Genomic DNA, 23,330 nt, shown 5'->3' with positions numbered 1-23,330 from the left:
CAGCCACACGCCCAGCATCAAACCGCGCAACCACCTGAACACCCTGCCGTGAATCACCTGAAACGGATACGCGGCAATGATCGCCGCCATCGGCAGCATTGGCAGCAGATATCGCGCTTTCTTCGCCTGTGGAATTGACACAATCACCGCCCCGGCAATCGCACTCGGCGCCCAGGCAGTGAAAGCGTTGACCGTGCCAAACGGTAACGACAACAGCCAGATAAACAACGTCGACAGCACCGAATAATCGGCATACGGCTGACCATACGTGGTCGGAAACACCGTCGGCCCATGGCGCAGCATTTCCTGCGCAAACAACACAAACCGCGAGTCAAAACCAATCGGCGCCTGCCCATAGACCCCGGCCATCAGCACTAAAAACGCCAGCAGCCTTGCGATCAGGGACTGCCGGCGAATGTCAGGCAATAAGGTGATCAAGCGACGTCGGATGCGTGCGGCCATTGTTGCAGCGGGATCGGCAATTTGCGCGATTCGCCACGGCCCATCGGGAAGTACTGGATACCGTTGCGCTCCAAGCGCTCGGCGTCGTACAGGTTGCGGCCATCGAAGATCACCGGATTGTTCAGACGCTGTTTGATCAGGTCGAAATCCGGTGCCTTGAACTGCTGCCATTCGGTACAGATGATCAGTGCGTCGGCGCCCGGCAATACCGATTCCGGGGTGCCCATCAGCATCAGTTTCGATTCGTCCGGATAAAGGTTCTGGGTTTCCTGCATGGCTTCCGGATCGAACGCGCGCACGCTGGCGCCGGCGGCCCACAATTCCTCCAGCAACACACGGCTCGGCGCATCGCGCATGTCGTCGGTGTTCGGTTTGAACGCCAGGCCCCACAGGGCGAAGGTCTTGCCGCGCAGTTCGCCTTGATAGAACGCATTGATGCGCTCGAACAGCTTGTGTTTTTGCCGCTGATTGATCGCCTCGACCGCTTGCAGCAAATCGCTGGAGCAATGCGCCTCTTCGGCGCTGTGGATCAGCGCGCGCATGTCTTTCGGGAAGCACGAACCGCCATAACCGCAACCCGGATAGATGAAGTGATAACCGATGCGCGTGTCGGCACCGATGCCTTGGCGCACAGACTCAATGTCGGCGCCCAAGTGTTCGGCGAGTTCAGCGATCTGATTGATGAAGCTGATCTTGGTCGCCAGCATGCAGTTGGCGGCGTATTTGGTCAGTTCAGCGCTGCGCAGATCCATGAACATGATGCGGTCATGGTTGCGGTTGAACGGTGAGTACAGATCGCGCATCACGTCGCGTACGTCATCACCGTCACAGCCGATGACGATGCGATCGGGGCGGCGGCAGTCAGCGACCGCCGAGCCTTCCTTCAAAAACTCAGGGTTGGAAACGATATCGAACTGCAGCAGCCGACCGACCTTGATCAGCGCTTTCTCGATGTGCGCGCGCAAGGTATCGCCGGTGCCCACCGGTACTGTGGATTTCTCCACCAGAATCAGCGGCTGCTCACGGTGCCGGGCAATCGCATCGCCCACCGAGAGCACGTAACGCAGATCCGCCGAACCGTCCTCGCGGGATGGCGTTCCCACCGCAATGAACGCTACTCGACCATGCTGCACCGCGAGTTTTTCATCGGTGGTGAACAACAGGCGTTTGGAATCGAGGCCTTCGCGCACCAGGCTGGCCAGCCCCGGTTCGAAAATACTCACGTGGCCCTGACGCAACAGGTCGACCTTCTTCTGGTCGACGTCCATGCACACGACATCATGGCCAACCTCGGCCAATACCGCCGCTTGCACCAGACCGACGTAACCGCTGCCAAATACTGTGATTTTCATGGAGCACTCCTGAGTGCAGGCGCACGAGCCGGACGCGTGTTGATGGTGATGACCCCGAGCATGACCAACGCCACGCCCAGCGATTTAGTGAAACTGAAGGATTCGTTGAACAGCGGCAGACTGGCCGCCAGCAGGTACACCAGCGCGTAGCTGATGCTCAGCAGCGAATAGGCGCGGCCCAGCGGCAAGTCGCGCAAGGCGAGCAGCCAGCACAACATTGATAAGGCGTAGGCAAAAATCGCTGCGACAACTACGGCCAGGGCACGCAGGTCGAGGCTGTCGAATGCCAGCCATTGTTCCGGTGCGGGCAGGCGCGTCATGCTCCAGCGCATTGCCAGTTGCGCGGCGCTGACCAGCAAAACGCTGCCGAGGGCGAAGGTGATGCCACGACGTTGATTCATGACTGTTGCCCCAGCAGAACCACGCCGCCGATCACCAGCGCGACACCAAGCCAATGCTGGCGGTCGATCGGTTCACGGAAGACGAAGCGCGCAATCAAAGTGATCAGCACGAAGTTGAGGCTGAGCATCGGATAAGCGATGCCGACTTCAATGCGCTGCAACACCAGCAGCCAGACCAGCAGGCCCGAGCCGAGGGCGAGCAGGGCCAGCCATAACCACGGCGAACGCAGTTTGGCGGTCAACGAAGAATCGCCGCCGCGCCAACTCTCCACGGCGTACTTTTGCGCGACCTGTCCCAGACAGGTCAGCAGGCACGCGGCCAACAGCAGCAACAGGCTCATGACGCCTCCCTGGGCAGAATCATGATCACCAGGTTGCCCTGTTCGTAGTGGACGCCGTCCTTTGGCAATCTGTCGATTTCGTCCAGTTCGTCCTGCCCCTTGACGCGCATCACCACGCCGACCGAACCGCTACGGCGCGCCTCGCGCATCCACTGTTGCACTTGATCGGGATCGACCCGTTGTTGAATGCCGTCAGGATAGGCAAGGCCATATTTCAATTCGCCTATCGTGTTGTACAACGCGACTTGCGGGGTTTTCAGACGCCAGGCCAGTGCAGCGGCGGCACCCAGATCATTGCTCAGCAGATGATCGGTCTGTGCCAGTTCAGCGACGTGATGTTTGATGAATTGATCGGGCATCTTGTTGGCGACCACCGATTTCGGCAGCGCCGCCGGCAGTACCGCGATCAGCAACAGGCTGCCAAACGCCGGCGCGGCCCAGCATTGCAGCGGCAGAAAGGCTTGCAGCAGGTTGGCGATGATCCAGCCGATCAGCCCGATAAACACCAGCACCAGACTGTGCAGTTCGTGGTCGTACAGCGGCCGGTTCAGTTGCAGGTACACCAGCGCAATCAGCGTGACGATGCCCAATAGCAGATTGAGCAGGCCGTTCAAGCCCAGCGCTCGACCCTGTTCCAGCCGCAAACGGTCGGCCAACGCATTGCCCAACAACAGCGCCATCGGCAGCAGGCACGGCAGAATGTAGGTCGGCAACTTGCCGTTGCTCAGGCTGAAAAACAGCAGCGGCATCAGCAGCCACAGCAGCAGATACACCACGTGGGGCTGGGCGCGCGCGTGCCATGCCTGCTTGAACGCTGTCGGGATCAACCCGGCCCACGGCAGACTGAACGCCAGCAGCAGCGGCAGGTAAAACCACCACGGCGCATCGTGCTGGGCGTCGTCACTGGCAAAACGGCGAATGTGCTCATGCCAGAAGAAGAACCGCCAGAAGTCGGGCTCTTGCGCATGCACCGAGAGCACCCACGGCAAACTGATGAGGATCGCGATGGCAATCGCCACCGGGCCGTATGTCAGCAGTTCCCGCCAGCGCTTTTGCCAGAGCATCCACGGTAGGGCGATCAACACCGGCAATAACCACGCGAGAAATCCTTTGGTCATAAAACCCATGCCGCACGCCAGCCCCAGCACTGCCCAGGCCAGCATGCGTTTACCGCTGGTGTGACTGTCGACGGCAAACCACAGCGCCACCAGACTCAGGTTGACCCAAAAGGTGAACTGCGGATCGAGGTTGGCGTATCCCGCCTGGCCGGCAACGATGGTGAAACTCATGTAGAGCAGGGCGCAGGCGAAGCTTTTGCGTGGTTCATTCCACAAACGCCGAGCGATCAGATAACAGAGCAACACGCTCAACCCGGTGCTCAGCGCCGAAACGAAGCGCACGCCGAACAGGTTCTGTCCGAACACATTCTGCGCGAGCGCGATCATCCAGTAGCCGGCAATCGGCTTCTCGAAATAGCGCAGGCTCATAAAGTGCGGCGACACCCAGTTGCCGCTCAGCAGCATGTCCTGACTGATTTGCGCATAGCGCGTCTCATCAGGAATCCACAAGCCATGCGTGCCCAATGGCAGCAGGTAAGCCAGCAGACAGATGCCCAACAACAGCAGCGGCAAAGCCCAGCGTTTAATCATGCGCCTTGCACTCCCAGCCAGCCTTCACGGCCATCGAGAGCGCCGCGCTGTACGCGACCCACGGGCAAAGTGTTGAAAAACTCGGGCAGCAAGTCGCCCAGCGGTTTGAAGTCGATACCTCGCTGGCGTGCAGCGGCGAGCAATTGACGAAAATCCTCAGCCATCAGAATCCCTTCCACTTCGGCATGAATGGTGTAGACGTTGAGCTTTTCCGGGCGAAACCGCTCAAGGATGAACGCGTTGAAATCCTGCGCGGCGACAGCAGAACCGACCACCTCATCAAAGGTCGGCAGATCCACCGGTATCTGCGGCGTGCCGGGCGTGCCATCCGCCAACAACGGACGGAACAGCTGCGAACCCCGACAATCGCTGTTGTAGCGAAAGCCGAAGGCTTGCTTGGCTTCGATCACGCGCTCGTCGGCGCGCCAACCGGCGGCGGCCGAACAGGTGACTTTCTCGCCAAGGATGTCGCTCAACGTGTCGACGCCCTGACGAATCTGCTCGGCCAGTTGCGCGTCGCTCCAGCGCCCGGCATTCGCTTGCCAGCCGTGGTGATCCCACGCATGCAGACCAACTTCATGCCCTGCGTCGCGGGCCTGACGCATCAGGTGCCCGAGTTCGCGGCCAATCGGTTTGCCCGGCCACGCGGTGCCGGCCAGCAGAATGTCCCAGCCATACAGGCCGGCGGCATTGGAACGCAGCATCTTCCAGAGGAACTGCGGGCGGATCAGGCGCCACAGATGCCGGCCCATGTTGTCCGGGCCGACACTGAAGAAAAACGTCGCCTTGATCTGCGCCTCGTCGAGCATTTCCAGCAAACGCGGCACACCTTCACGGGTGCCGCGAAAGGTGTCGACGTCGATGCGTAGACCGGCCTGCATCAATGCTTGTCCGCGATTTCGAGCATGGCTTCACGCAAGAAGAAATCCAGCGTATTGCCGATGGTCTCGCGCATTTCCACGGTTGGCGTCCAGTCGAGCAGGCGCTTGGCGTTGGCGATACTTGGTTTGCGGTGCTCGACGTCCTGATAACCGGCACCGTAGAACGCCTTGCTCTCGACGTCGCGGAAACCGGCGAACGGCGGGAAGTTGTCACGCAGCGGATGCGCTTCAAACTGGCGCAACAACTCTTCACCCAACTGGCGAATACTCGCTTCGTTGTCCGGGTTGCCGATGTTGATGATCTGGCCGTTGCAGACGTCGTTGTCGTTATCGATGATCCGCGCCAGTGCTTCGACGCCGTCAGCGATGTCGGTGAAGCAGCGTTTTTGCTCGCCACCGTCGAACAGACGAATCGGCGTGCCTTCGACCAGGTTGAGGATCAATTGGGTGATGGCGCGGGAGCTGCCGATACGTGCCGAGTCCAGACGATCAAGGCGCGGGCCCATCCAGTTGAAAGGACGGAACAGAGTGAAATTCAAACCCTTGGCGCCGTACGCCCAGATCACCCGATCCAGCAGTTGCTTGGACACGGAGTAGATCCAGCGCTGCTTGTTGATCGGGCCGACCACCAGGTTCGAGGTGTCTTCGTCGAAATGCTTGTCCTGGCTCATGCCATAGACTTCCGAGGTCGACGGGAAGATCACGCGCTTGTTGTACTTGACGCAGTAACGCACCAGTTTCAGGTTTTCTTCGAAGTCGAGCTCGAACACGCGCAGCGGGTTGCGGGTGTATTCGATCGGCGTGGCGATAGCCACCAGCGGCAGAACCACGTCGCACTTCTTGATGTGGTATTCGATCCACTCGGAGTGAATGCTGATGTCGCCTTCGACGTAGTGGAAATGCGGGTGGCTGCGCAGACGGTCGATGGCGTCGGAACCGATGTCCAGACCATAGACTTCGTAGCGATCATCACGCAGCAGACGCTCGGACAAGTGATTGCCGATAAAGCCGTTGACGCCAAGGATCAGCACGCGCGTGCGACGTGGGGCACGACCGGATTCAGCGCCGCGCAGCAGCGAACCGTCGACCAGACCCAACTCACTGGCCAGTTGCGGGCCGCTGAGGAACAGGCCGTTGTCGTTGCGCTGGCCGGAGAGAATCACCAGCGAATCTTCACCGCAGGCAATGCGCAGCGGATCGACACTGATCACCCGGCCCGGCGCCTGACCGTCGTTGCCTTTGACGACTTCGGCACTCCACACGATCAGCTTGTGCTCGCCCACAGCGCAGAACGCGCCCGGATAAGGCTGGGTGACGGCGCGCACCAGATTGAACAGTTGCTCAGCAGGTTTGGCCCAGACCAGTTTGCCGTCCGCCGCCGTGCGACGACCGAATACCGTGGCTTGCGATTCGTCCTGCGCGGTTTCGCTGGTCTTGCCTTGCAGCATTGCTGGCAGGGTGTCACGCAACAGATCGGTCGCGGCGATACGCAGTTTGCCGTGCAGGCTCAGCGCGGTGTCGCTGCGCTCGATGGCCACGCGTTGTTGCGCGACGATCGCACCGGCATCGGCACGTTTGACCATGCGGTGCAGGGTCACACCGGTTTCGCTTTCACCGTTGACCAGCACCCAGTTCGCCGGCGCGCGGCCACGGTAGCCTGGCAGCAACGAACCGTGCAGGTTGAACGCACCTTTTTTCGCGGTGGTCAGCAGCTGCTCGCTCAGCAGGTTGCGGTAGTAGAAGGAGAAAATGTACTCAGGGCTGAGCTTGGCAATCCGCTCGATCCACAGCGGGTGGTTAACGTCTTCCGGCGCATGCACCGGGATGCCTTTGCTGGCGCACAGTTGCGCGACCGAGGCGTAGAAAGCGTTTTCTTTCGGGTCATCGGCGTGAGTGAACACGGCGGCAATGTCGTAGCCGCTGTCGAGCAGGGCTTGAATGCCGGCGCAGCCAATATCGTGGTAAGCGAAGACAACAGTTTTTGCGCTCATGAGAGAACCTGACCGGTAGTAGAAGTAGAAGAAAGACCATCAACCGTGATCGCAGGCGCCGGGTGGGAAGGGTGGCTGCGCAACACTTTTTCAATGAAGAAACGCGGGCGGGCTCGCACGTCGCTGTACATGCGCCCCAGGTATTCGCCAAGCAGGCCCATGCCGATGAACTGGCCGCCGGTGAACACGAACAGCACCGCGAACAGCACGAACATGCCGTCACCGGCCCATCCGGCCCCGAACACCAGACGCAACACGATCAACGCCGCAGCGAACGCCACGCCGAGACCGGCCATGGCGAAACCGACGATGCTCAACAGGCGCAGCGGCGTGGTGGTCATGCAGGTGATCAAGTCGAACATCAGATTGATCAAACGCATCGGGCTGTATTTCGAATCACCGTGTTCACGCTCGGCGTGGGCGACGACGATTTCGGTGGTGTGGCGGGCGAAGCTGTTGGCCAGAATCGGGATGAACGTGCTGCGCTCACGGCAGGCGAGCATCGCGTCGATGATCGTGCGGCGGTAAGCGCGGAGCATGCAGCCGTAGTCGCTCATGGCGACACCGGTGGAGCGCTGCACGGCGAGGTTGATCAGCTTCGAGGGGTAGCGGCGCAATGCCGAATCCTGACGATTGCCGCGCACGGTGCCGACCACGTCGTAACCTTTTTCCGCCTCGGCGACCAGACGCGGAATTTCTTCCGGCGGGTTCTGCAGGTCGGCGTCGAGGGTGATCACCACATCACCTTTGCATTGTTCGAAGCCAGCCATGATTGCCGCGTGCTGGCCGTAGTTGCGGTTGAGAATGACCGCCACGAACGGGCTGTCTTCGCGGGTGGCGGCTTCTTCAAGAATGTTCGCGGATTCGTCTCGGCTACCGTCGTCGACGAGAACGATTTCGTAGTCGTGACGCAGCATCCGGCACGCCGCTTCGGTGCGGCGCAGCAGTTCCGGGAGGCTGTCCTGTTCGTTGTAGACCGGGATGACGATCGACACGCAGCGAATCGGATAGGGTTTCACAGGCGTTTATCCATGAGGGTGGCGATGGCCCCGACCACGCGATCAAGGTCTTGATCGCTCATGTCGGGGAACAGCGGAATCGAGCACAACCGTGCCGAGTTCCACTCGGTGTTGGGCAGGTACAAATCAGGGTCACGCTGGCGATACCAGGTGTGCAGGTGGGTGGCGATAAAATGGATGCCGGTGCCGATGCCCTGATCCTGCAAGCCCTTCATAAAGGCTTCGCGATCCATGCCGCAGCGCTCGCTGTCGATGCGCAGGATGAACAGGTGCCAGGCGTGCTGTTGCGCGTAAATGGGCAGGGCCAGTGGCTGCACCGGCAGGCCTTCGAGTTTTTGCTGGTAAGCGGCGGCGAGTTCAGTGCGGCGCGCATTGATCTCGTCCAGACGTTGCAGCTGTACCAGCGCAATCGCGGCGTTGATGTCGGCGAGGTTGTATTTGAAACCCGGCTCCATCACTTGCGCCTGTGGCTTGCGGCCACCGGTGAGGCGATCGTAGGCGTCAACGCCCAGACCGTGGAATTTGAGCATGCGCACGCGGCTGGCCAACGCTTCGTCGTCGGTGACGAACATCGCGCCTTCGGCACAGGTCATGTTCTTGATCGCGTGAAAGGAGAAAATCGCTGTGCCGTGCGAGCCGACATGACGACCTTTGTAGCGAGTGCCGGCGGCGTGGGCGGCGTCTTCAATGACCGCGATGCCATGCTTTTCGGCCAGGGCGTACAGCGGATCGAGATCAAATGCCGCGCCGGCGTAATGCACCGGGATGATCGCTTTTGTGCGCGGGGTGATCGCGGCTTCGATGCGCGCCGCGTCGGTCATCAGCGTGTCACGGTCGATGTCGACGAACACCGGTTTGGCGCCGAGCAACGAAATCATGTTGGCGGTAGACACCCAGGTTTGCGACGGCGTAATCACCTCATCACCGGGGCCGATGCCTAACGCGAGTAAAGCGATGTGCATACCACCCGTGGCCGAGGAAAGTGCAACGGCGTGACGGCAACCGACATAGTCTGCGAACTGTTCTTCCAAAGCCTGGTTTTCAGGCCCGGTGGTTATCCAGCCCGAACGTAATACTTGTTCGACGGCGGCTATTTCTTCTTCACCGATACTCGGACGCGAAAACGGCAGAAACGCTTGACTCATAAGAACCTCGAGGCGACAGCCATCCTTCAGCCAATTGTCTGAAAAACACGGGATTTCAATGGTTTGGAAGACCGTCCGGGGAATGCCTGATTGACTTTTATGCCCACGGACGGCAGGTTGTAGGCCTTTCGGGGCAACCTGTTGTAATTAAGGTTATGCCGGTTTTTGTGAAAGGAACATCAAAAAGCGGTCGGCAAATCGTCTATCTTTGAGCCGTACAGCCGCCGTTCAGACTTCTTCCATTCATCGGCACTTTTAATAGAAGAGTCCTACGGAAGAGTCGTTCCTTATATAAGTTTCTTTGCACTTTTAAGTTGTTTTGTTGAACCGTTTTCTATTCAAGGCCGTTTCGTTTGATTGACTTGTCGAGTATTGAATCCACCCCGTCCAAGACTAATCCGCTGACGCTGTATCTGGCACGACTGGCGCCTTCCAGCCAATTGACCATGCGTTATGTTTTGCAAGATGCGGCTGACCGCCTCGGTTTCGAAGAAGTGAACATTGAGGAAATCCCTTGGCATGCACTGCAGCCTGAGGATGTCATCGCGCTGGTGGCAGCATTGCGCGCCGACAACTACGCGCCGAACACGTCTTCGCTGTATGTGAATGCCGTGCGCGGCGTGATGAACGAAGCGTGGCGCATGAGCCTGATCACGCAGGATCATCTGTTGAAGATGCGTTCGGTCAAAGGCATCGCTGGCACGCGGTTATCGCAGGGCCGCAATCTCAAACGCACATTGATTCACGAGTTGATGGAAGTCTGCGCTGCGGATCCACGCCCGCAGGGTCTGCGTGATGCTGCCGTGATTGCCTTGTTGTATGGCACCGGCATGCGCAAGTCGGAGTCCGTGGATCTGGATTTGAACCAGGTCGATTTCCGCGAGCGCAGCCTGACCGTCACCGGCAAGGGCAATAAACAACTGATCAAGTACGCGCCGGCGTGGGCGTTCGCCAAGCTCAATGCCTGGCTGGAATTCCGTCGCGAGCAGCTCAAGGAAGGCGAGAGCGATGATGCGTTTCTGTTCAATCGCATCCGTCGTGGTAGCCACATCACCCGCGAGCGCATCACCAAACACGCGATCTATTACATCGCCCGTCAGCGCGGCACACAGGTTGGGGTGAAGATCATGCCCCACGACTTCCGTCGCTCGTTCATTACGCGGGTGATCGAGGAGCATGATCTGTCGATCGCGCAGAAACTGGCGCATCACAGCAACATTCAAACCACCGCCAATTACGACGTGCGCGACGACAATGAACGTCGCCGCGCCGTGGATCGCTTCGACCTCTAATCAGGGCGAGTGGGGGTCAGGAGGAGGGTGGGCAGCCGCGTGAGCTGCCGGCAGCCTGGGTGATTTGCGCCGCGAGGCGTTTGACGTTGTTTTGCTGCGCCGCCACCAGTTCGTCGATGCTCGGCCCGGATGGCGTTTGCAGAACTGAACGGCACGTCAGCAAGCCACTGTCGGTTGCCCCCAGCGGACGCAAGCGCCATTTCACGTCGATCAAGCCGTACTGGCCCGGAATCGAATCGAAACGTTGCACTTCAATCCGCACCGATGACCGCTGTTGCCCGGCCGCGCTGCTCAGTTGATCGACCAGCGCGCTGCGCAATTCATCGGCGAGGCTGGCGCCCCACCATTCGGTTTCCAGAATTGCCAGACCACTGTTGCCTTCGCGAATGACGATTTGCGCTCGATCGACTTGCGGCGGTACGGAAATGCCTTCGATGGCGATGTCTGCGCCGCTGCGGCCGGTGCCGGGTTGCACCGGCGTCAGGGTATGAAAGCTGATCGGGTCGCTGCGACAGGCGCCGAGCAACAAGCACGCAGCGAGCACGGTGATCTTCAACGGTAATGCCATGGTTTCAGCTCCTGTGCTCAATTGCGTGGCGGGCCTTTAAGGTCCAGTGGTGCGGCATTATCGGGGCGACCGCGAATCAGCGATTCGGGATGACGGCCCAGGTAATCCGACAACTCACGCAGCGAGCGTGACATGCGTCCGAGTTCTTCGAGGGTTTCGCCGAGTTTTTCGCGTTGTGGTGAATCTTCGGCCAACGTTGAATTGGCCGACTCCAGCGTTTTGCTGACATCGCCGAGGGTTTTTTGCACGCCCGGCAAAGTCTTCGCATTGAACTGCGTCAGGCCTTTGCGCAACTCGATCAGGTTGCCATCGAGATTGCCGGCAATGCGTTCGACTGGCAGTGCATTGATCTTGTTGAGCATCGCTTCGAGTTTTTCCTGCAACTGTTCGAGGCTGCCCGGAATGGTCGGGATGCTGACCGGTCGTGCACTGACGTCGAACGGTACTTTCGGCGCTTTCGGGTAGAAATCCAGACCGATGTACAACTGCCCGGTGAGCAAGTTGCCGCTGCGTGCCTGCGCGCGCAAACCATTCTCGACGAAGGTGCCGATCAGGCGCACGCCGGCGGCTTCGTCGTCGGGGTTGTGGTTGAAGGCTTTCAGCACTTTGGCGTGAGCCTGGCCAAGACGCTGCGGGTAGATGACGATGCCGACATTGACCGGAAAGATTTGTTTCTTCGCATCGAAGTCGAGATTGATCGCCACGACTTTCCCGATCTCAATGCCGGAAAACTCCACCGGCGCATCGACCTTGAGGCCGCGCATGGGCTGTTCGAAACGCAGACTCAGGTATTGCGCCTTGCCGTTGGGCGGGGCGAGGGCGGACTGTTGATCGTCGAACAGTTCGAAATTACGGTCATCAGCGGCGACCGTGTCGTTGGGACTGTATTCCGGGGCACGGAACGCGATACCGCCGACCAACAGGGTCGACAGCGATTCGGTTTTCACCGCAAAACCGTTGGCGCCGACGTTGACGTCAATGCCGCTGGCGTTCCAGAAACGGGTGTTTTCGGTCACGTAAGCATCGTTGGGGGCATGGATGAACACTTCGATGTTCACGCCTTTGCCATCCTTGTCCAGCTCATAGGCAACCACTTGGCCTACCGGAATCTTGCGGTAGTAGACCGGTGAACCGATGTCCAGCGAACCGAGGTCTTGGGTGTGCAGGCTGAAGCGCTTGCCCGGCTCGCCATAGGTGATTGGCGGCGGGTTCTCCAGGCCTTTGAAATTCTTTGCACGGGTGTTCGACTGGCCGATGTCGGCACCGATGTAATCGCCGGACAACAGGGTATCGATGCCCGACACGCCGCCCGCACCGATACGCGGACGCACGACCCAGAATTGCGAGTCTTCGCGGGTAAAGGTTTCGGCCTGTTTGGCCAGTTTGATGGTGGCGTTGACGTTCTTCTGATCGTCACTCAGCTCCACGTCCGATACATGGCCGATGACCACATTGCGGTAGCGAACTTCAGTCTTGTTGGCGGTGAGACCGTCACCGGTCTTGAAGGTGACCGTAATGGTCGGGCCTTCCTGCATGATGTTGTGCACGACCAGCGAAATACCCACCAATACAGCAACAATCGGCACAATCCAGACCAATGACACGCCAAAACGGCGGGTCTTGATCGGTGCCTGGCCTGGTGCTCGCGGCTCGTCGACGGCTGACGACTTCATCCATGTCCTCCTCGGTTTATTGGGCACTGAGCGTCAGTAACGCAAAAGCACCTCATTAATATAGAGGTGCTTCGCGATAGAGCAAATGTGAACAACCCATATGTCATTGAAAATGTAGGAGCTGCCCAAGGCTGCGATCTGTTGATTCTGTTTTTAAGATCAAAAGATCGCAGCCTTCGGCAGCTCCTACAGGGGAGGGATGTTAGCCGATGAGTTCGCGCAGGCGATACCAGAACATGCCCAGAGCCAATAACGGCGAGCGCAGCGCCGGGCCGCCGGGGAAGGTCATGTGCGGCACACCGCTGAACACGTCCATGCCTTGGCTGTGGCCGGCGTGAATCGCTTCGCCGAGCAGTTTTGCGCACCAATGCGTGACGTTCAGGCCATGGCCGGAATAACCCTGCGCATAGAACACGTTTGGATGCTGCTTGAGGCGCCCGACCTGCGGGAAACGGTTGGCCGTGATGCCGATCTTGCCGCCCCACTGGTAATCGATTTTCACATCGGCCAGTTGTGGGAAGACTTTGAGCATTTTCGGTCGCATATAAGCGGCGATATCTGCCGGATCGCGTCCGGAGTAGTGACAGGCACCGCCAAACAGCAAACGCCGATCCGCCGAGAGCCGGTAATAATCGAGGCCGACTTTCTGGTCGCACACCGCCAGATTCTGCGGGATCAATTGCGCGGCGCGTTCCTCGGACAACGGCTCGGTGGCGATGATGTAACTGCCGGCCGGCAATACTTTGCCACTGAGCTGCTGTTCGAGTTCATCCAGATGCGCGTTGCATCCCAGTACCAGACTGCCCGCACGCACGCTGCCGTTGGCGCAACGCACTTGAACGGTGGCGCCGTGGATGATCTCCAGCACCTGGCTTTGCTCGAAAATTTGCACACCGAGCGAAGCCGCCAGCCGTGCTTCGCCTTGCACCAGATCCAACGGATGCAGGTGGCCTGAGCCCATGTCCACCAACCCGCCGGCATAGATGTCGGAGTTAACCACTTGCTGGCGAATCTGCTCCGGGCCGATCAGACGGGTTTCGTGGGCATAGCCCAGTTCGGCGAGGTCGAGCAGTTCGTCCTTGAAGGCATCGAACTGCGCGGTCGTGTTGGCCAGATCACAGAAACCCCAGCGCAGGTCGCACTCGATGCCGTTGTCGCCGATGCGATTGCGCACCAGCTCCACCGAATCGATGCCGGCGCGCTGTAAATAACGCACGCCTTCCTGACCGACGTATTTGGTGAACCCGTCGACGTCATGGCCGATGCCACGGATCAACTGGCCGCCATTGCGCCCGCTGGCGCCCCAGCCGATTCGCCGGCCCTCGATCAGAATCACCGAGAGCCCGCGCTGCGCCAGTTCAATGGCGGTGTTCACCCCGGTGAACCCGCCGCCGATCACACAGACATCGGCGCTCAGATCACCTTCCAGTTGCGGATAAGGTGCAGTCGCCCGAGCCGAAGCGGCGTAATAGGATCGGGCGTGTTCTTCGGTGTACTGATTCATTTGTTCGACTTCACTTTGCTCCAGGAGCGGGTCATCAGACGCATGATCGCTTGGGGTGGGGTGGTAGAAATGTAGAGCTTGTCGAGCACTTCCTGTGGCGGGTAAACCTCAGGATTGTTGACCAGCTCCGGATCCATGAACTGCTTGGCGGCCGGGTTCGGGTTGGCGTAACCGACCGACGCGCTGACCTTGGCGATCACTTGCGGATCGAGCAGGTAATTAATGAAGGCGTGGGCTTCTTTGGTGTTGCTCGCATCGGCCGGAATAGCCAGCAGGTCGAACCAGAGGTTGGCGCCTTCTTTCGGGATGGCGTAAGCGATGTTCACACCGTTTTTCGCTTCCTTGGCGCGGTTGGCGGCCTGGAACACGTCGCCGGAATAACCGAAGGCTACGCAGATGTCGCCGTTGGCCAGATCCGACACGTATTTCGAGGAATGGAAATAGGTGATGTACGGACGGATGCTCAGCAGTTTGGCTTCTGCCTTCTTATAGTCTTCCGGGTTTTCGCTGCGCGGGTCCATGCCCATGTAGTTGAGCACCGCGGGAAAGACTTCGTCGGCGGAGTCCATCATCGACACGCCGCACTGGGTGAGTTTTTTCAGGTTTTCAGGCTCGAACAGCACGGCCCAGGAATCGATGTGATCAATGCCCAGCACTTGCTTGACCTTGTCGACGTTGTAACCGATGCCGTTGGTGCCCCACAGGTACGGCACCGAGTGCTCGTTGCCCGGGTCGTTTTTCTGCAGCAGTTCAAGCAGTTTCGGGTCGAGGTTCTTGAAGTTCGGCAGTTGCTCGCGATCCAGTTTGAGGAACGCGCCGGCCTTTACCTGTCGGGCGAGGAAATGGTTGGACGGCACGACCACGTCATAGCCGGTGCGGCCGGCGAGGAGTTTGCCTTCGAGGGTTTCGTTGGAGTCGAAAACGTCGTAGATCACCTTGATCCCGGTTTTGGCCTGGAAGTCGGCGAGGGTGGTTTCGCCGATGTAGTCGGTCCAGTTGTAGACGCTGACGGTGGGCTGGGCTTGCGCTGCGACGCTGCACATCAGGGCCAGCGCGGCGGGAACCATGGTTTTCAACAAACGCATATCGACACCTCTTAAATTTATTGGATTTTTCAGGTGGTTCTTTGGTGTTTGAGCTGCCGCCATCGCGAGCAGGCTCACTCCTACATTTTGGAATGCATTCCCCTGTAGGAGTGAGCCTGCTCGCGATAGCGGTGGTACAGACAATGAAGGGGTTAAACGCTCAGCAGCAGGAACTCGCGCTCCCACGAGCTGATCACGCGCTTGAAGTTCTCATGCTCGGCGCGTTTCACCGCGACGTAGCCACGCACGAATTTGTCGCCGAGGTATTGCGCAACGGTTTCGCACTCTTCCATTTGCGTCAGCGCTTCCTCGATGGTGATCGGCAGGCGCAGGTTGCGGCGTTCATAAGCCCGACCTTCCACGGCAGCGCTCGGCTGCACCTTGTCGACCATGCCGATATAACCGCAGAGTAAACTCGCGGCGATCGCCAGATACGGGTTGGCATCGGCGCCCGGCAAACGGTTTTCCACACGCATCGCTTCAGGGCTGGAGGTCGGCACGCGCAGGCCGACGGTGCGGTTTTCTTCGCCCCATTCGACGTTGACCGGTGCCGAGGTGTCCGGCAGGAAACGGCGGAACGAGTTCACGTTGGGTGCGAACATCGGCAGCACTTTCGGGATGTACTTCTGCAAACCGCCGATGTAATTGAGGAACAGCTCGCTCATCTGCCCGTCTTCATTGGCGAAGATCGGTTTGCCGGTGGCGATTTCAACCACGCTCTGGTGAATGTGCATGGCGCTGCCGGGCTCATCGCCGATCGGCTTGGCCATGAACGTCGCGGCGACGTTGTGCTTGAGCGCAGCCTCACGCATGGTGCGTTTGAACACGGTGATCTGGTCAGCCAGATCCAGTGCGTCGCCGTGACGGAAGTTGATTTCCATCTGTGCCGGGCCGTCCTCATGGATCAGCGTGTCGAGATCCAGACCTTGCAGTTCGCACCAGTCGTAGACGTCTTCGAATAACGGATCGAATTCGTTGGCGGCATCAATCGAGAATGACTGACGACCACTTTCAGCACGGCCCGAACGGCCCAGCGGCGCCTTGAGCGGCAAGTCCGGGTCTTCGCAGCGTTGAGTCAGGTAGAACTCCATTTCCGGCGCAACGATCGGCTTCCAGCCTTTGTCGGTGTAGAGCTGCAAGACTTTCTTGAGGACGTTGCGCGGCGACAGTTCGATCGGGTTGCCGAACTTGTCGAAGGTGTCGTGGATGACGATGGCGGTCGGTTCGATCGCCCATGGAATCACGTAGACCGCGTCAGCCACTGGCTTGCAGACCATGTCGATATCGGCAGGATCGAGCAGGTCGTAGTAGATGTCGTCGTCGACAAAATCCCCGGTTACCGTTTGCAGCAGCACACTCTCCGGCAGGCGCATGCCTCGCTCATGCAGGAACTTGTTGGTCGGTGCGATCTTGCCGCGGGCAATGCCGGTCAGGTCACTGACCACACATTCAACTTCGGTAATCTTGTGATCTTTCAGCCACGTGAACAGCTGATCGAAAGGGGCATTCATAAAGACCTCGTTATTGGTTTTATAGACGCCGGGGAGGGCGGGTTTCATCTTCCGCCCCTTCCCCTGTGGCGCGTTGACGACTATCTTGGGCGAGCCTTGCAGTTCCATCTATCCACTTTAAGCAGCACCAAAGCGCACCAAAAGAGTGCGCAGGGTCACCCCATGACAACGTGCAATCCGCTCCAGGTACAAGCTTTCAACACCGCCGATGTGGCCGAGCAAGTCCGCGCCACACCGGGCTGGGTACAGCATTACCAACAGATGTCGCCGGGCCATTTCGCCGGGCAGATTCGCTATCTGGATCTGCAGGGTGTCGAGGTGTACGAAGAGCAGATGAACACTAGGGTCGAGCAGAATTTCAGCGCACCGTCGGGTGCTTTGGCGTTTTGTTTTGATCGCAGTGATAACGCGCTGTACCTGCTCAACGAAGACAGCCGCAACATCTGGATCACCCCGGAGAACTATCAGGAAATTGCCGTGGTGTTCGGCCCGCAGTTCGTCCGTCAGCACGGTCTGGACGTGGCGAAACTCGAAGGTTTGTTCATGACCCAGCTCAACTGCGGACAGAACGCCCTGTTCAGTCGCTGGTTAAGCTCAACTCTCACGAGGTTGACGCAACCGCTTGATATAGATGAAAAAGATGCCCTGACAAAACAGCTGCTTGAGGACTGCTTGTTCATCCTCGACAACGCACGCGTGTGTCTCGACGGCGGCGGATTGCAGCGCCGCGCCGAAGAGCGAAGCATCATGAAACGAGTAGGGGAGTGGGCCGCAGATTCGCCGGAAGACACGCTCAATCTGCTCGAGCTTTCCAACGTTGCCGGCGTGTCGTTGCGTCAGTTGCAACAGGCGTTCAAGGCCTACACCGGGATGACGCCCAGCCACTGGTTGCGTTTGCGCCGATTGAACAGTGCCCACCGCGAACTGCTCAAGCGTAGACCTACGGAAACCACGGTGGCCGAGGTGGCGATGCAGTGGTCGTTCTGGCATTTGGGGCGGTTTTCCAGCAGTTATCGGGCGTTGTTTAACGAGTTGCCGAGCGAGACGCTCAAGCGTTAATGAATACTGCAGCGGCGAAAAAGACCTTTGTCTCCTGAGTGAAGTTAATTAGAATCAGTCTCATTTGAATTCTTACTTCGCGCAGGGCCTCTCGAGATGACTGAAGCAGCGTCGCCATCGCAGCAGAGCCTGCACGAGCTGTACCGCGATCATCGTGGCTTTCTCGAAACCTGGTTGCGGCGGCGCATGGGCAATGCCTGGGATGCGGCGGATCTCAGTCAGGACACCTTCATGCGCGTGCTGTGCAGCGCGCAACCCATCGTCGACATGCGTGAGCCGCGGGCCTATTTGCTTACGGTCGGCAAACGTCTGCTGAGCAATTTCTACACTCGCCGCAGTCTCGAAAAAGCCTACCTCGAAGCCCTCGCGCAATTGCCCGAAGAGTGCGTGCCGTCGCCCGAGCAGCGTTGGCTGCTGCTGGAAACCCTGCAAGCGCTGGACGAATTACTCGATGGCTTGCCGCGAGCGGTGCGTAAGGCGTTTTTATGGAGTCAGCTCGAAGGCCTGGGTTATCGCGAGATTGCCGAACGCTTGCAAGTCTCTGAGCGAACCATAAAACGTTATATGGCAACGGCTTACGAGCATTGTTTGATGCTAGATCTATGATGAGAATAGCGCCCGGTAATGAAGCGCGGGAAGTGGCGCGGGCTGCCGCGCAATGGCTGGCGTTGCTCGAGTCCGGTGAGGCCAGCGAAGCCGATTACTCACGGCTTAAGACCTGGCGCGAGAGCGACAGCCGCCACGAAAACGCCTGGCAGAAGATTCAGTTATTACGCCAGCGATTTTCCAGTCTGCCCACAGAGTTGGCCATGGCCACCCTCGATCGACCGGATCTGGCGCGGCGTGCGGCACTGAAACGGGCGCTGGCTCTGGCCGCATTGGTGCCGACGGCGTGGCTGATCAGTCGCCAATTACCGTTGGACGTCTGGCGCGCCGATTTGCACACCAGCACCGGCGAACACAAACAGACGCTTTTGGCCGATGGCAGCACCTTGCAGCTGAACACGGCGAGTGCGGTGAATGTCGATCTCACCAGCCGTGAACTGACCTTGGTACGCGGCGAAATGGCGCTCAACGTCCGTGGCGGCGCGGCGTTGACGATCAATGCGCCTTACGGCCGGATCATCGTCAGCCGCAGCGAAGTCTGCGTGCGTCTTAACGAGCGTGATTGCAACGTATCGGTGCTCAGCGGTTCCGTACAATTGCAGCCGTTACACGGCCTGGCGCTGATGCTGGATGCCGGACAACAGATCAATCTGCAAGCCTCCGGCGCCGGTTTCGTCACGCCGTTCGACGCCAAAATGCCAGGCTGGCGCGACGGTGTGTTGATGGCCCAGAACCAACCTTTGGGCGATTTCCTGCGCGAGTTAAGCCGTTATCGCCCGGGTTTGCTGCGCTGGGATCCGGCCCTGGAAAATCTGCGCATTACCGGCAGTTTCCGCCTCGACAACACCGATAAAGTCCTCGCATTGCTTGCAGCGAGCCTGCCGCTGGAGGTGCATTCGCGCACGCGTTTCTGGGTCACGTTGATGCCGCGAAAAAATATCGTCTGAAGCCTGTCCCTTTTTTTCGCCTCACCGGTCATTGCAGGTAAGTGAACAAAATCGAGAGCTTCTTCCAATGCCCGCAGTATTCCCAAGTCGTTTGCGTCCGTTGTTGCAGTTGAGCCTCCTGCTGAGCCTGAGTGCCAGCCCTGTGTTGATTCAATCAAGCTGGGCCGATGACGCGGCCCGCCGCAGTTATTCGGTCCCAGCCGGCAGTTTGAGTGCCGCGCTGACTCGCTTTGCCGGGTTGGCCGGGGTCAATCTGTCGGTGGATCCGGCGCTGGTCAGTGGCCGCAACAGCAACGGTTTGTCCGGCGAATTTGACGTGGAGGAGGGCTTCACCCGCTTGTTGCTGGGCTCCGGTCTGCAACTGCAACCGGTGGGCGATCACGCTTATACGCTGATTCCGGCGGCCGATGGCAGCAGCCTGCAACTGGCGCCGACCTCGATTCTCGGCGCCACCGGATCGAGCGATGCCGATGTGTTTGCTGGCGGCCAGGTTGCGCGGCGTGGCTCGCAGGGCTTGCTGGGGTCGAAAGACTTTATGGAAACGCCGTTCAGCATGACCACCTATACCAGCGAGGCGGTGAAGAATCAGCAGGCGCGCACCTTGGGCGATCTGATTTCCAGCGACCCCTCGGTGCGCGCGACCAATCCGGCGGGCGGTCGCTATGAGCAATTCACCATTCGCGGTTTCAGCTTGTTCAACAGCGACGTGTCATACAACGGCCTCTACGGCGTGTTGCCGACGTACACCATCGACATGGAAATGGCCGATCGCGTCGACATCCTCAAAGGCCCGAGCCAACTGATCAACGGGATCTCGCCACGGGGCAGTGTCGGCGGCGGGATCAACATCGTGCCCAAGCATGCCACCGACCAACCGATCACTTCGCTGACCGCCAATTACGCCTCGAACAATCAGCTTGGCGGCGCGGTGGATGTCGGCCGGCGTTTCGGTGAGGACAATAAATTCGGTCTGCGCTTCAACGGCGTCAAACAGTCCGGCGACACTGAATGGGATCACCAAAGTGTTGACCGTGACATGGCGGTACTGGGGCTGGACTATCGCGGTGAGCGCTTGCGGCTTTCCACCGATGTCGGCCACACCGAACGCGACACCGATGCGCCGCAGGAACGCGTGCAGGTCGCGGCCAATGCCAAGGTGCCGAGCGCCAACGACGTGCATCGCAACTACGCGCAACCGTGGAGCCAGGCGAAAACCGAGGACACCTTCGGTACGGTCAACGCCGAATTTGATGTGAATGATTCTGTGATGCTGTACGGCGGCGTCGGCGCGCGCAAAAGCAATCATGACTTCCTGCGTCATGCGGTTTCCGTCACCAACGATGCCGGTGATTTCAGCGTTCTGCCGCGCGACTTCACCCGCGACGAAAACGTGCGTACGGCCACGGCCGGTGTGCGCAACTGGTTTCACACCGGGCCGGTGAGCCACGAGGTTAACCTCGCGGCCAGCTATTTCTACATGGATTTCGAGAACGGCGGCGCGCGTTATGCGGCAGGGCGCAGCAATCTGTATGACCCGGTGGAAACGGCAAAACCCGGCACGCCGACGCGCTACGACGCCAAGGTTTATACCGAAAACCGTTTCAGCGGCGTGGCGCTCTCGGACACCTTGGGTTTCTTCGAGGATCGTTTACTGCTGACCCTCGGTGCGCGCTGGCAGCGGGTCAAAGTCGATGACTGGAGCGATGACGTGAAGGGCGACACCGCTTATGACGAGCAAAAAATGTCGCCATCCGGCGGCATTCTGTTCAAGGCGACCGACAAACTGTCGCTGTACGCCAACTATATGGAAGGCCTGAGCCAGGGCAAGATCGCGCCGTCGACGTCGGTGAACGAGGATGAGATTTTCCCGCCGTTCATTAGCCGTCAGGTCGAAGTCGGCGCCAAGTACGATGCCGGCGCCTATGCGCTGACCGCTGCGGTTTTCCGCATCAAGCAACCAGCGTATGAAACCAACGCCACCACGCGCGTGTTCGGGCCCAATGGCAAACGCGAGAACAATGGTGTTGAGCTCAGCGTGTTTGGCGAACCGCTGAAAGGCTTCCGCTTGCTCGGCGGTGTGATGTACATCGACAGCGAGTTGACTGAAACCACCAACGGCACGTTTGACGGCAATCGTGCGCCGGCGACGCCGAAGTACAACGTCAATCTTGGGGCAGAGTGGGATGTGCCAAACTTGGAGGGGCTGACGCTGACTGGACGCGGGATCTATTCGAGCTCGCAGTATCTGGATCAGTCAAACCAGAAGGAGATCGACTCCTGGGAGCGCTTCGATGTCGGCACGCGATACACGTTCAAGCTGGATGAAAAGACCATCACCTTGCGCGGCAATATCGAGAACGTGCTGGATAAGCGTTATTGGAGTTCGGCAGGGGCGTCAGATGACAGTGAACCGGGGTTGACGCTGTCGACGCCACGGACTTATTTGCTCTCGGCCACTGTGGATTTCTGATATGAAAACGCCCGGTATAACCGGGCGCATGTATGTTCTGATCAGAGTCCGCTGTGCTCTTCAACCGGGGCCAGCGGGTTCTGGCAGGCGAAGTTGCCTTTTGAGTTTCTCAACACCGTCAGCAGGCTGTGCTTGAGCAACACCACCGAGCCGGCCAGCAACACCGCATCCTTGATCAGAAAACTGGTCGCACCGCCCATCGCCGGAAAGCCGCCAGCCGACGCTTCCCAGGCGCCCGGTGTGGTGAAAATCAGGGTGAGGGTGGTCAGGTAAGTGATCACCGAACCGGCGGACGCCAACACGGAAATGCGTGGGAACCAGATACCCAGAATCAGACCCAAGCCGATGGTCCATTCCGCCACACCCAAGGCGTAGCTGGCACCTTGTATCCCGAACGCACTGTGCATCCAGCCGAGGATTGCGCTGTTACTGAGCAAAGGCACCAAACCCTCAGCTTCATAGGGAAACCATTTGGCATAGCCAAATATCGCGAAGATCAGTATCAAGGCCCAGCGCATCAACTTGATTTCAAAGTCGTTGGAGAGCAGGCGAAGGAGGGCGGGAGAGTTCATGGTAAATCCTTGTCTTTAAGGTAGATGACAACCCATAGAGAAGGATCAACGCCGAAAATTACACATCACCTCAGTGAGGGTGCAGGGTTGAGAAATACAAACAGTTACGGAAATGGCCTACAGATTCGGGCACTGCGTACGCTTAGCGTGTGCAGCCAGTCTATTGGACGTTGACTTGTGGCTCTTCTCATTCTTCGCCTCCCGTTTGGGAGGTTTTTTTTGCCTGAATTTAGTTGGAGAGAGCGTCTGGGGATGGCGATATACTTAACTACACTAAATGACCGTTTAGTTGAGTTGGCAAATGACTTTACCATTGAGGTTGTTAGGAAGGCATCACGACTGGTAGTACATAGTCTAGCTTCAAGAGCAAAAATCACCCATCAGGCAACTTGCGCTATGTGCTCTGATGTGGCATCAACCTAATCTTGCGGAGTAGCAAAACTGGAAAAATCCGTAGTGATTGATACGTTTCTCCTTGATATTTTAATGGTCGATGAAGAGGGACAACACCTACCGAAACCGATGATTACGGTCATCATCGACAGTGCATCAAAAGCAATAATAGATCTAACCATCTCAACGCGAACCCCAAAAGTTCGAGCAGCGATACAGAGCATTGAAACCCCAGCGGCGCTAGGCAAATCAACGCTTGTACGCAGGCTCAGTACCATTCTGTTAACTCGTTTTTTGACTTGTTAACTACGGTAGTTAACAAGTCAAAATTGTGGTTTACAGCGGTACGGGACTATCAATTTGCTGAGCTTTTGAATCTGCCGAATTCTGGCGAGCTTCCAGGATATTT

Annotated in this window: 19 protein-coding genes and 1 pseudogene; 5 read left to right on the top strand and 15 right to left on the bottom strand. The window is 58.6% G+C overall.

The window, feature by feature from the left end; translation table 11 throughout:
* Positions 1-132: 132 nt before the first annotated feature.
* From ACP3TY_RS11865 to arnB, 9 genes and pseudogenes are all read right to left on the bottom strand, one after another.
* Positions 133-462 (bottom strand): annotated as a pseudogene (locus tag ACP3TY_RS11865) (glycosyltransferase); the annotation flags it as partial.
* Positions 435-1,814, bottom strand: coding sequence for a UDP-glucose dehydrogenase family protein (locus tag ACP3TY_RS11860; protein WP_426620054.1), 1,380 nt, complete (start codon positions 1,812-1,814; stop codon positions 435-437). The gene ACP3TY_RS11860 and the pseudogene ACP3TY_RS11865, both read right to left, overlap by 28 nt.
* A complete protein-coding gene (gene arnF, locus ACP3TY_RS11855; RefSeq protein ID WP_159812238.1) occupies positions 1,811-2,215 on the bottom strand; it encodes a 4-amino-4-deoxy-L-arabinose-phosphoundecaprenol flippase subunit ArnF in 405 nt (134 codons plus the stop codon). Before arnF ends, ACP3TY_RS11860 begins: the two co-directional genes overlap by 4 nt.
* Positions 2,212-2,556, bottom strand: a complete 345-nt coding sequence (gene arnE / locus ACP3TY_RS11850) for a 4-amino-4-deoxy-L-arabinose-phosphoundecaprenol flippase subunit ArnE (RefSeq protein WP_426620053.1) — start codon at positions 2,554-2,556, stop codon at positions 2,212-2,214. Before arnE ends, arnF begins: the two co-directional genes overlap by 4 nt.
* Complete coding sequence (arnT, locus tag ACP3TY_RS11845) at positions 2,553-4,205, bottom strand: lipid IV(A) 4-amino-4-deoxy-L-arabinosyltransferase (RefSeq protein WP_426620052.1); 1,653 nt, start codon at positions 4,203-4,205, stop codon at positions 2,553-2,555. Before arnT ends, arnE begins: the two co-directional genes overlap by 4 nt.
* Positions 4,202-5,086 (bottom strand): 4-deoxy-4-formamido-L-arabinose-phosphoundecaprenol deformylase, encoded by an 885-nt coding sequence (gene arnD, locus ACP3TY_RS11840; RefSeq protein ID WP_426620051.1) that lies wholly within the window; start codon positions 5,084-5,086, stop codon positions 4,202-4,204. Before arnD ends, arnT begins: the two co-directional genes overlap by 4 nt.
* Entirely contained in the window at positions 5,086-7,077 is a 1,992-nt protein-coding gene (gene arnA / locus ACP3TY_RS11835) for a bifunctional UDP-4-amino-4-deoxy-L-arabinose formyltransferase/UDP-glucuronic acid oxidase ArnA (RefSeq protein ID WP_426620050.1), read from the bottom strand. The genes arnD and arnA overlap by 1 nt, the downstream gene beginning before the upstream one ends.
* Positions 7,074-8,096 carry an undecaprenyl-phosphate 4-deoxy-4-formamido-L-arabinose transferase gene (gene arnC, locus ACP3TY_RS11830; RefSeq protein WP_212550999.1) on the bottom strand — a complete coding sequence of 341 codons (1,023 nt, stop codon included), beginning with the start codon at positions 8,094-8,096 and terminating at the stop codon, positions 7,074-7,076. Before arnC ends, arnA begins: the two co-directional genes overlap by 4 nt.
* Entirely contained in the window at positions 8,093-9,241 is a 1,149-nt protein-coding gene (gene arnB / locus ACP3TY_RS11825; protein ID WP_426620049.1) for a UDP-4-amino-4-deoxy-L-arabinose aminotransferase, read from the bottom strand. The genes arnC and arnB overlap by 4 nt, the downstream gene beginning before the upstream one ends.
* A gap of 446 nt (positions 9,242-9,687) precedes the next feature.
* Between arnB and ACP3TY_RS11820 the strand changes: the two genes are divergently transcribed.
* Entirely contained in the window at positions 9,688-10,533 is an 846-nt protein-coding gene (locus ACP3TY_RS11820; protein ID WP_426620467.1) for a site-specific integrase, read from the top strand.
* 16 nt (positions 10,534-10,549) lie between these two features.
* Here ACP3TY_RS11820 and ACP3TY_RS11815 read toward each other — a convergent pair whose 3' ends face one another.
* From ACP3TY_RS11815 to ACP3TY_RS11795, 5 genes are all read right to left on the bottom strand, one after another.
* Positions 10,550-11,101 carry a PqiC family protein gene (locus ACP3TY_RS11815; protein WP_053120233.1) on the bottom strand — a complete coding sequence of 184 codons (552 nt, stop codon included), beginning with the start codon at positions 11,099-11,101 and terminating at the stop codon, positions 10,550-10,552.
* 17 nt (positions 11,102-11,118) lie between these two features.
* A complete protein-coding gene (locus ACP3TY_RS11810; RefSeq protein ID WP_426620048.1) occupies positions 11,119-12,774 on the bottom strand; it encodes an intermembrane transport protein PqiB in 1,656 nt (551 codons plus the stop codon).
* A 202-nt stretch (positions 12,775-12,976) separates the two neighbouring features.
* On the bottom strand, positions 12,977-14,278 hold the full coding sequence (locus tag ACP3TY_RS11805) for an NAD(P)/FAD-dependent oxidoreductase (RefSeq protein ID WP_426620047.1): 1,302 nt from the start codon (positions 14,276-14,278) through the stop codon (positions 12,977-12,979).
* Entirely contained in the window at positions 14,275-15,363 is a 1,089-nt protein-coding gene (locus ACP3TY_RS11800; protein WP_282357739.1) for a polyamine ABC transporter substrate-binding protein, read from the bottom strand. The genes ACP3TY_RS11805 and ACP3TY_RS11800 overlap by 4 nt, the downstream gene beginning before the upstream one ends.
* Before the next feature lie 152 nt (positions 15,364-15,515).
* Entirely contained in the window at positions 15,516-16,874 is a 1,359-nt protein-coding gene (locus tag ACP3TY_RS11795; RefSeq protein WP_053120225.1) for a glutamine synthetase family protein, read from the bottom strand.
* 162 nt (positions 16,875-17,036) lie between these two features.
* Here ACP3TY_RS11795 and ACP3TY_RS11790 point away from each other — a divergent pair, with 162 nt between their 5' ends.
* From ACP3TY_RS11790 to ACP3TY_RS11775, 4 genes are all read left to right on the top strand, one after another.
* The gene (locus ACP3TY_RS11790) at positions 17,037-17,933 is read left to right on the top strand and encodes a helix-turn-helix domain-containing protein (RefSeq protein ID WP_426620046.1); all 897 of its coding nucleotides are present in this window, start codon (positions 17,037-17,039) and stop codon (positions 17,931-17,933) included.
* Between the two features lie 96 nt (positions 17,934-18,029).
* Positions 18,030-18,539: a sigma-70 family RNA polymerase sigma factor gene (locus ACP3TY_RS11785; protein ID WP_426620045.1), complete on the top strand. Its 510-nt coding sequence runs from the start codon at positions 18,030-18,032 to the stop codon at positions 18,537-18,539.
* Positions 18,539-19,486, top strand: a complete 948-nt coding sequence (locus tag ACP3TY_RS11780; RefSeq protein WP_426620044.1) for a FecR domain-containing protein — start codon at positions 18,539-18,541, stop codon at positions 19,484-19,486. The genes ACP3TY_RS11785 and ACP3TY_RS11780 overlap by 1 nt, the downstream gene beginning before the upstream one ends.
* 67 nt (positions 19,487-19,553) lie before the next feature.
* Complete coding sequence (locus tag ACP3TY_RS11775) at positions 19,554-21,956, top strand: TonB-dependent siderophore receptor (RefSeq protein ID WP_426620043.1); 2,403 nt, start codon at positions 19,554-19,556, stop codon at positions 21,954-21,956.
* Between the two features lie 41 nt (positions 21,957-21,997).
* Here ACP3TY_RS11775 and ACP3TY_RS11770 read toward each other — a convergent pair whose 3' ends face one another.
* Positions 21,998-22,528 carry a YkgB family protein gene (locus ACP3TY_RS11770; RefSeq protein ID WP_426620042.1) on the bottom strand — a complete coding sequence of 177 codons (531 nt, stop codon included), beginning with the start codon at positions 22,526-22,528 and terminating at the stop codon, positions 21,998-22,000.
* Between the last annotated feature and the right edge of the window lie 802 nt (positions 22,529-23,330).

Origin of the sequence: Pseudomonas rustica (genome assembly GCF_049959085.1) — a bacterium.
GTDB lineage: Bacteria > Pseudomonadota > Gammaproteobacteria > Pseudomonadales > Pseudomonadaceae > Aquipseudomonas > Aquipseudomonas rustica.
The sequence above is the reverse complement of the archived record's forward strand: the minus strand, read 5'-3'. Positions and strand labels throughout refer to the sequence as shown.

Coding starts and splice junctions, on each gene's coding strand:
- ACP3TY_RS11860 (WP_426620054.1), bottom strand. CDS start 1,814: ATGAAAATCACAGTATTTGGCAGCGGTTACGTCGGTCTGGTGCAAGCG.
- arnF (WP_159812238.1), bottom strand. CDS start 2,215: ATGAATCAACGTCGTGGCATCACCTTCGCCCTCGGCAGCGTTTTGCTG.
- arnE (WP_426620053.1), bottom strand. CDS start 2,556: ATGAGCCTGTTGCTGCTGTTGGCCGCGTGCCTGCTGACCTGTCTGGGA.
- arnT (WP_426620052.1), bottom strand. CDS start 4,205: ATGATTAAACGCTGGGCTTTGCCGCTGCTGTTGTTGGGCATCTGTCTG.
- arnD (WP_426620051.1), bottom strand. CDS start 5,086: ATGCAGGCCGGTCTACGCATCGACGTCGACACCTTTCGCGGCACCCGT.
- arnA (WP_426620050.1), bottom strand. CDS start 7,077: ATGAGCGCAAAAACTGTTGTCTTCGCTTACCACGATATTGGCTGCGCC.
- arnB (WP_426620049.1), bottom strand. CDS start 9,241: ATGAGTCAAGCGTTTCTGCCGTTTTCGCGTCCGAGTATCGGTGAAGAA.
- ACP3TY_RS11820 (WP_426620467.1), top strand. CDS start 9,688: ATGCGTTATGTTTTGCAAGATGCGGCTGACCGCCTCGGTTTCGAAGAA.
- ACP3TY_RS11815 (WP_053120233.1), bottom strand. CDS start 11,101: ATGGCATTACCGTTGAAGATCACCGTGCTCGCTGCGTGCTTGTTGCTC.
- ACP3TY_RS11810 (WP_426620048.1), bottom strand. CDS start 12,774: ATGAAGTCGTCAGCCGTCGACGAGCCGCGAGCACCAGGCCAGGCACCG.
- ACP3TY_RS11805 (WP_426620047.1), bottom strand. CDS start 14,278: ATGAATCAGTACACCGAAGAACACGCCCGATCCTATTACGCCGCTTCG.
- ACP3TY_RS11800 (WP_282357739.1), bottom strand. CDS start 15,363: ATGCGTTTGTTGAAAACCATGGTTCCCGCCGCGCTGGCCCTGATGTGC.
- ACP3TY_RS11795 (WP_053120225.1), bottom strand. CDS start 16,874: ATGAATGCCCCTTTCGATCAGCTGTTCACGTGGCTGAAAGATCACAAG.
- ACP3TY_RS11790 (WP_426620046.1), top strand. CDS start 17,037: ATGACAACGTGCAATCCGCTCCAGGTACAAGCTTTCAACACCGCCGAT.
- ACP3TY_RS11785 (WP_426620045.1), top strand. CDS start 18,030: ATGACTGAAGCAGCGTCGCCATCGCAGCAGAGCCTGCACGAGCTGTAC.
- ACP3TY_RS11780 (WP_426620044.1), top strand. CDS start 18,539: ATGAGAATAGCGCCCGGTAATGAAGCGCGGGAAGTGGCGCGGGCTGCC.
- ACP3TY_RS11775 (WP_426620043.1), top strand. CDS start 19,554: ATGCCCGCAGTATTCCCAAGTCGTTTGCGTCCGTTGTTGCAGTTGAGC.
- ACP3TY_RS11770 (WP_426620042.1), bottom strand. CDS start 22,528: ATGAACTCTCCCGCCCTCCTTCGCCTGCTCTCCAACGACTTTGAAATC.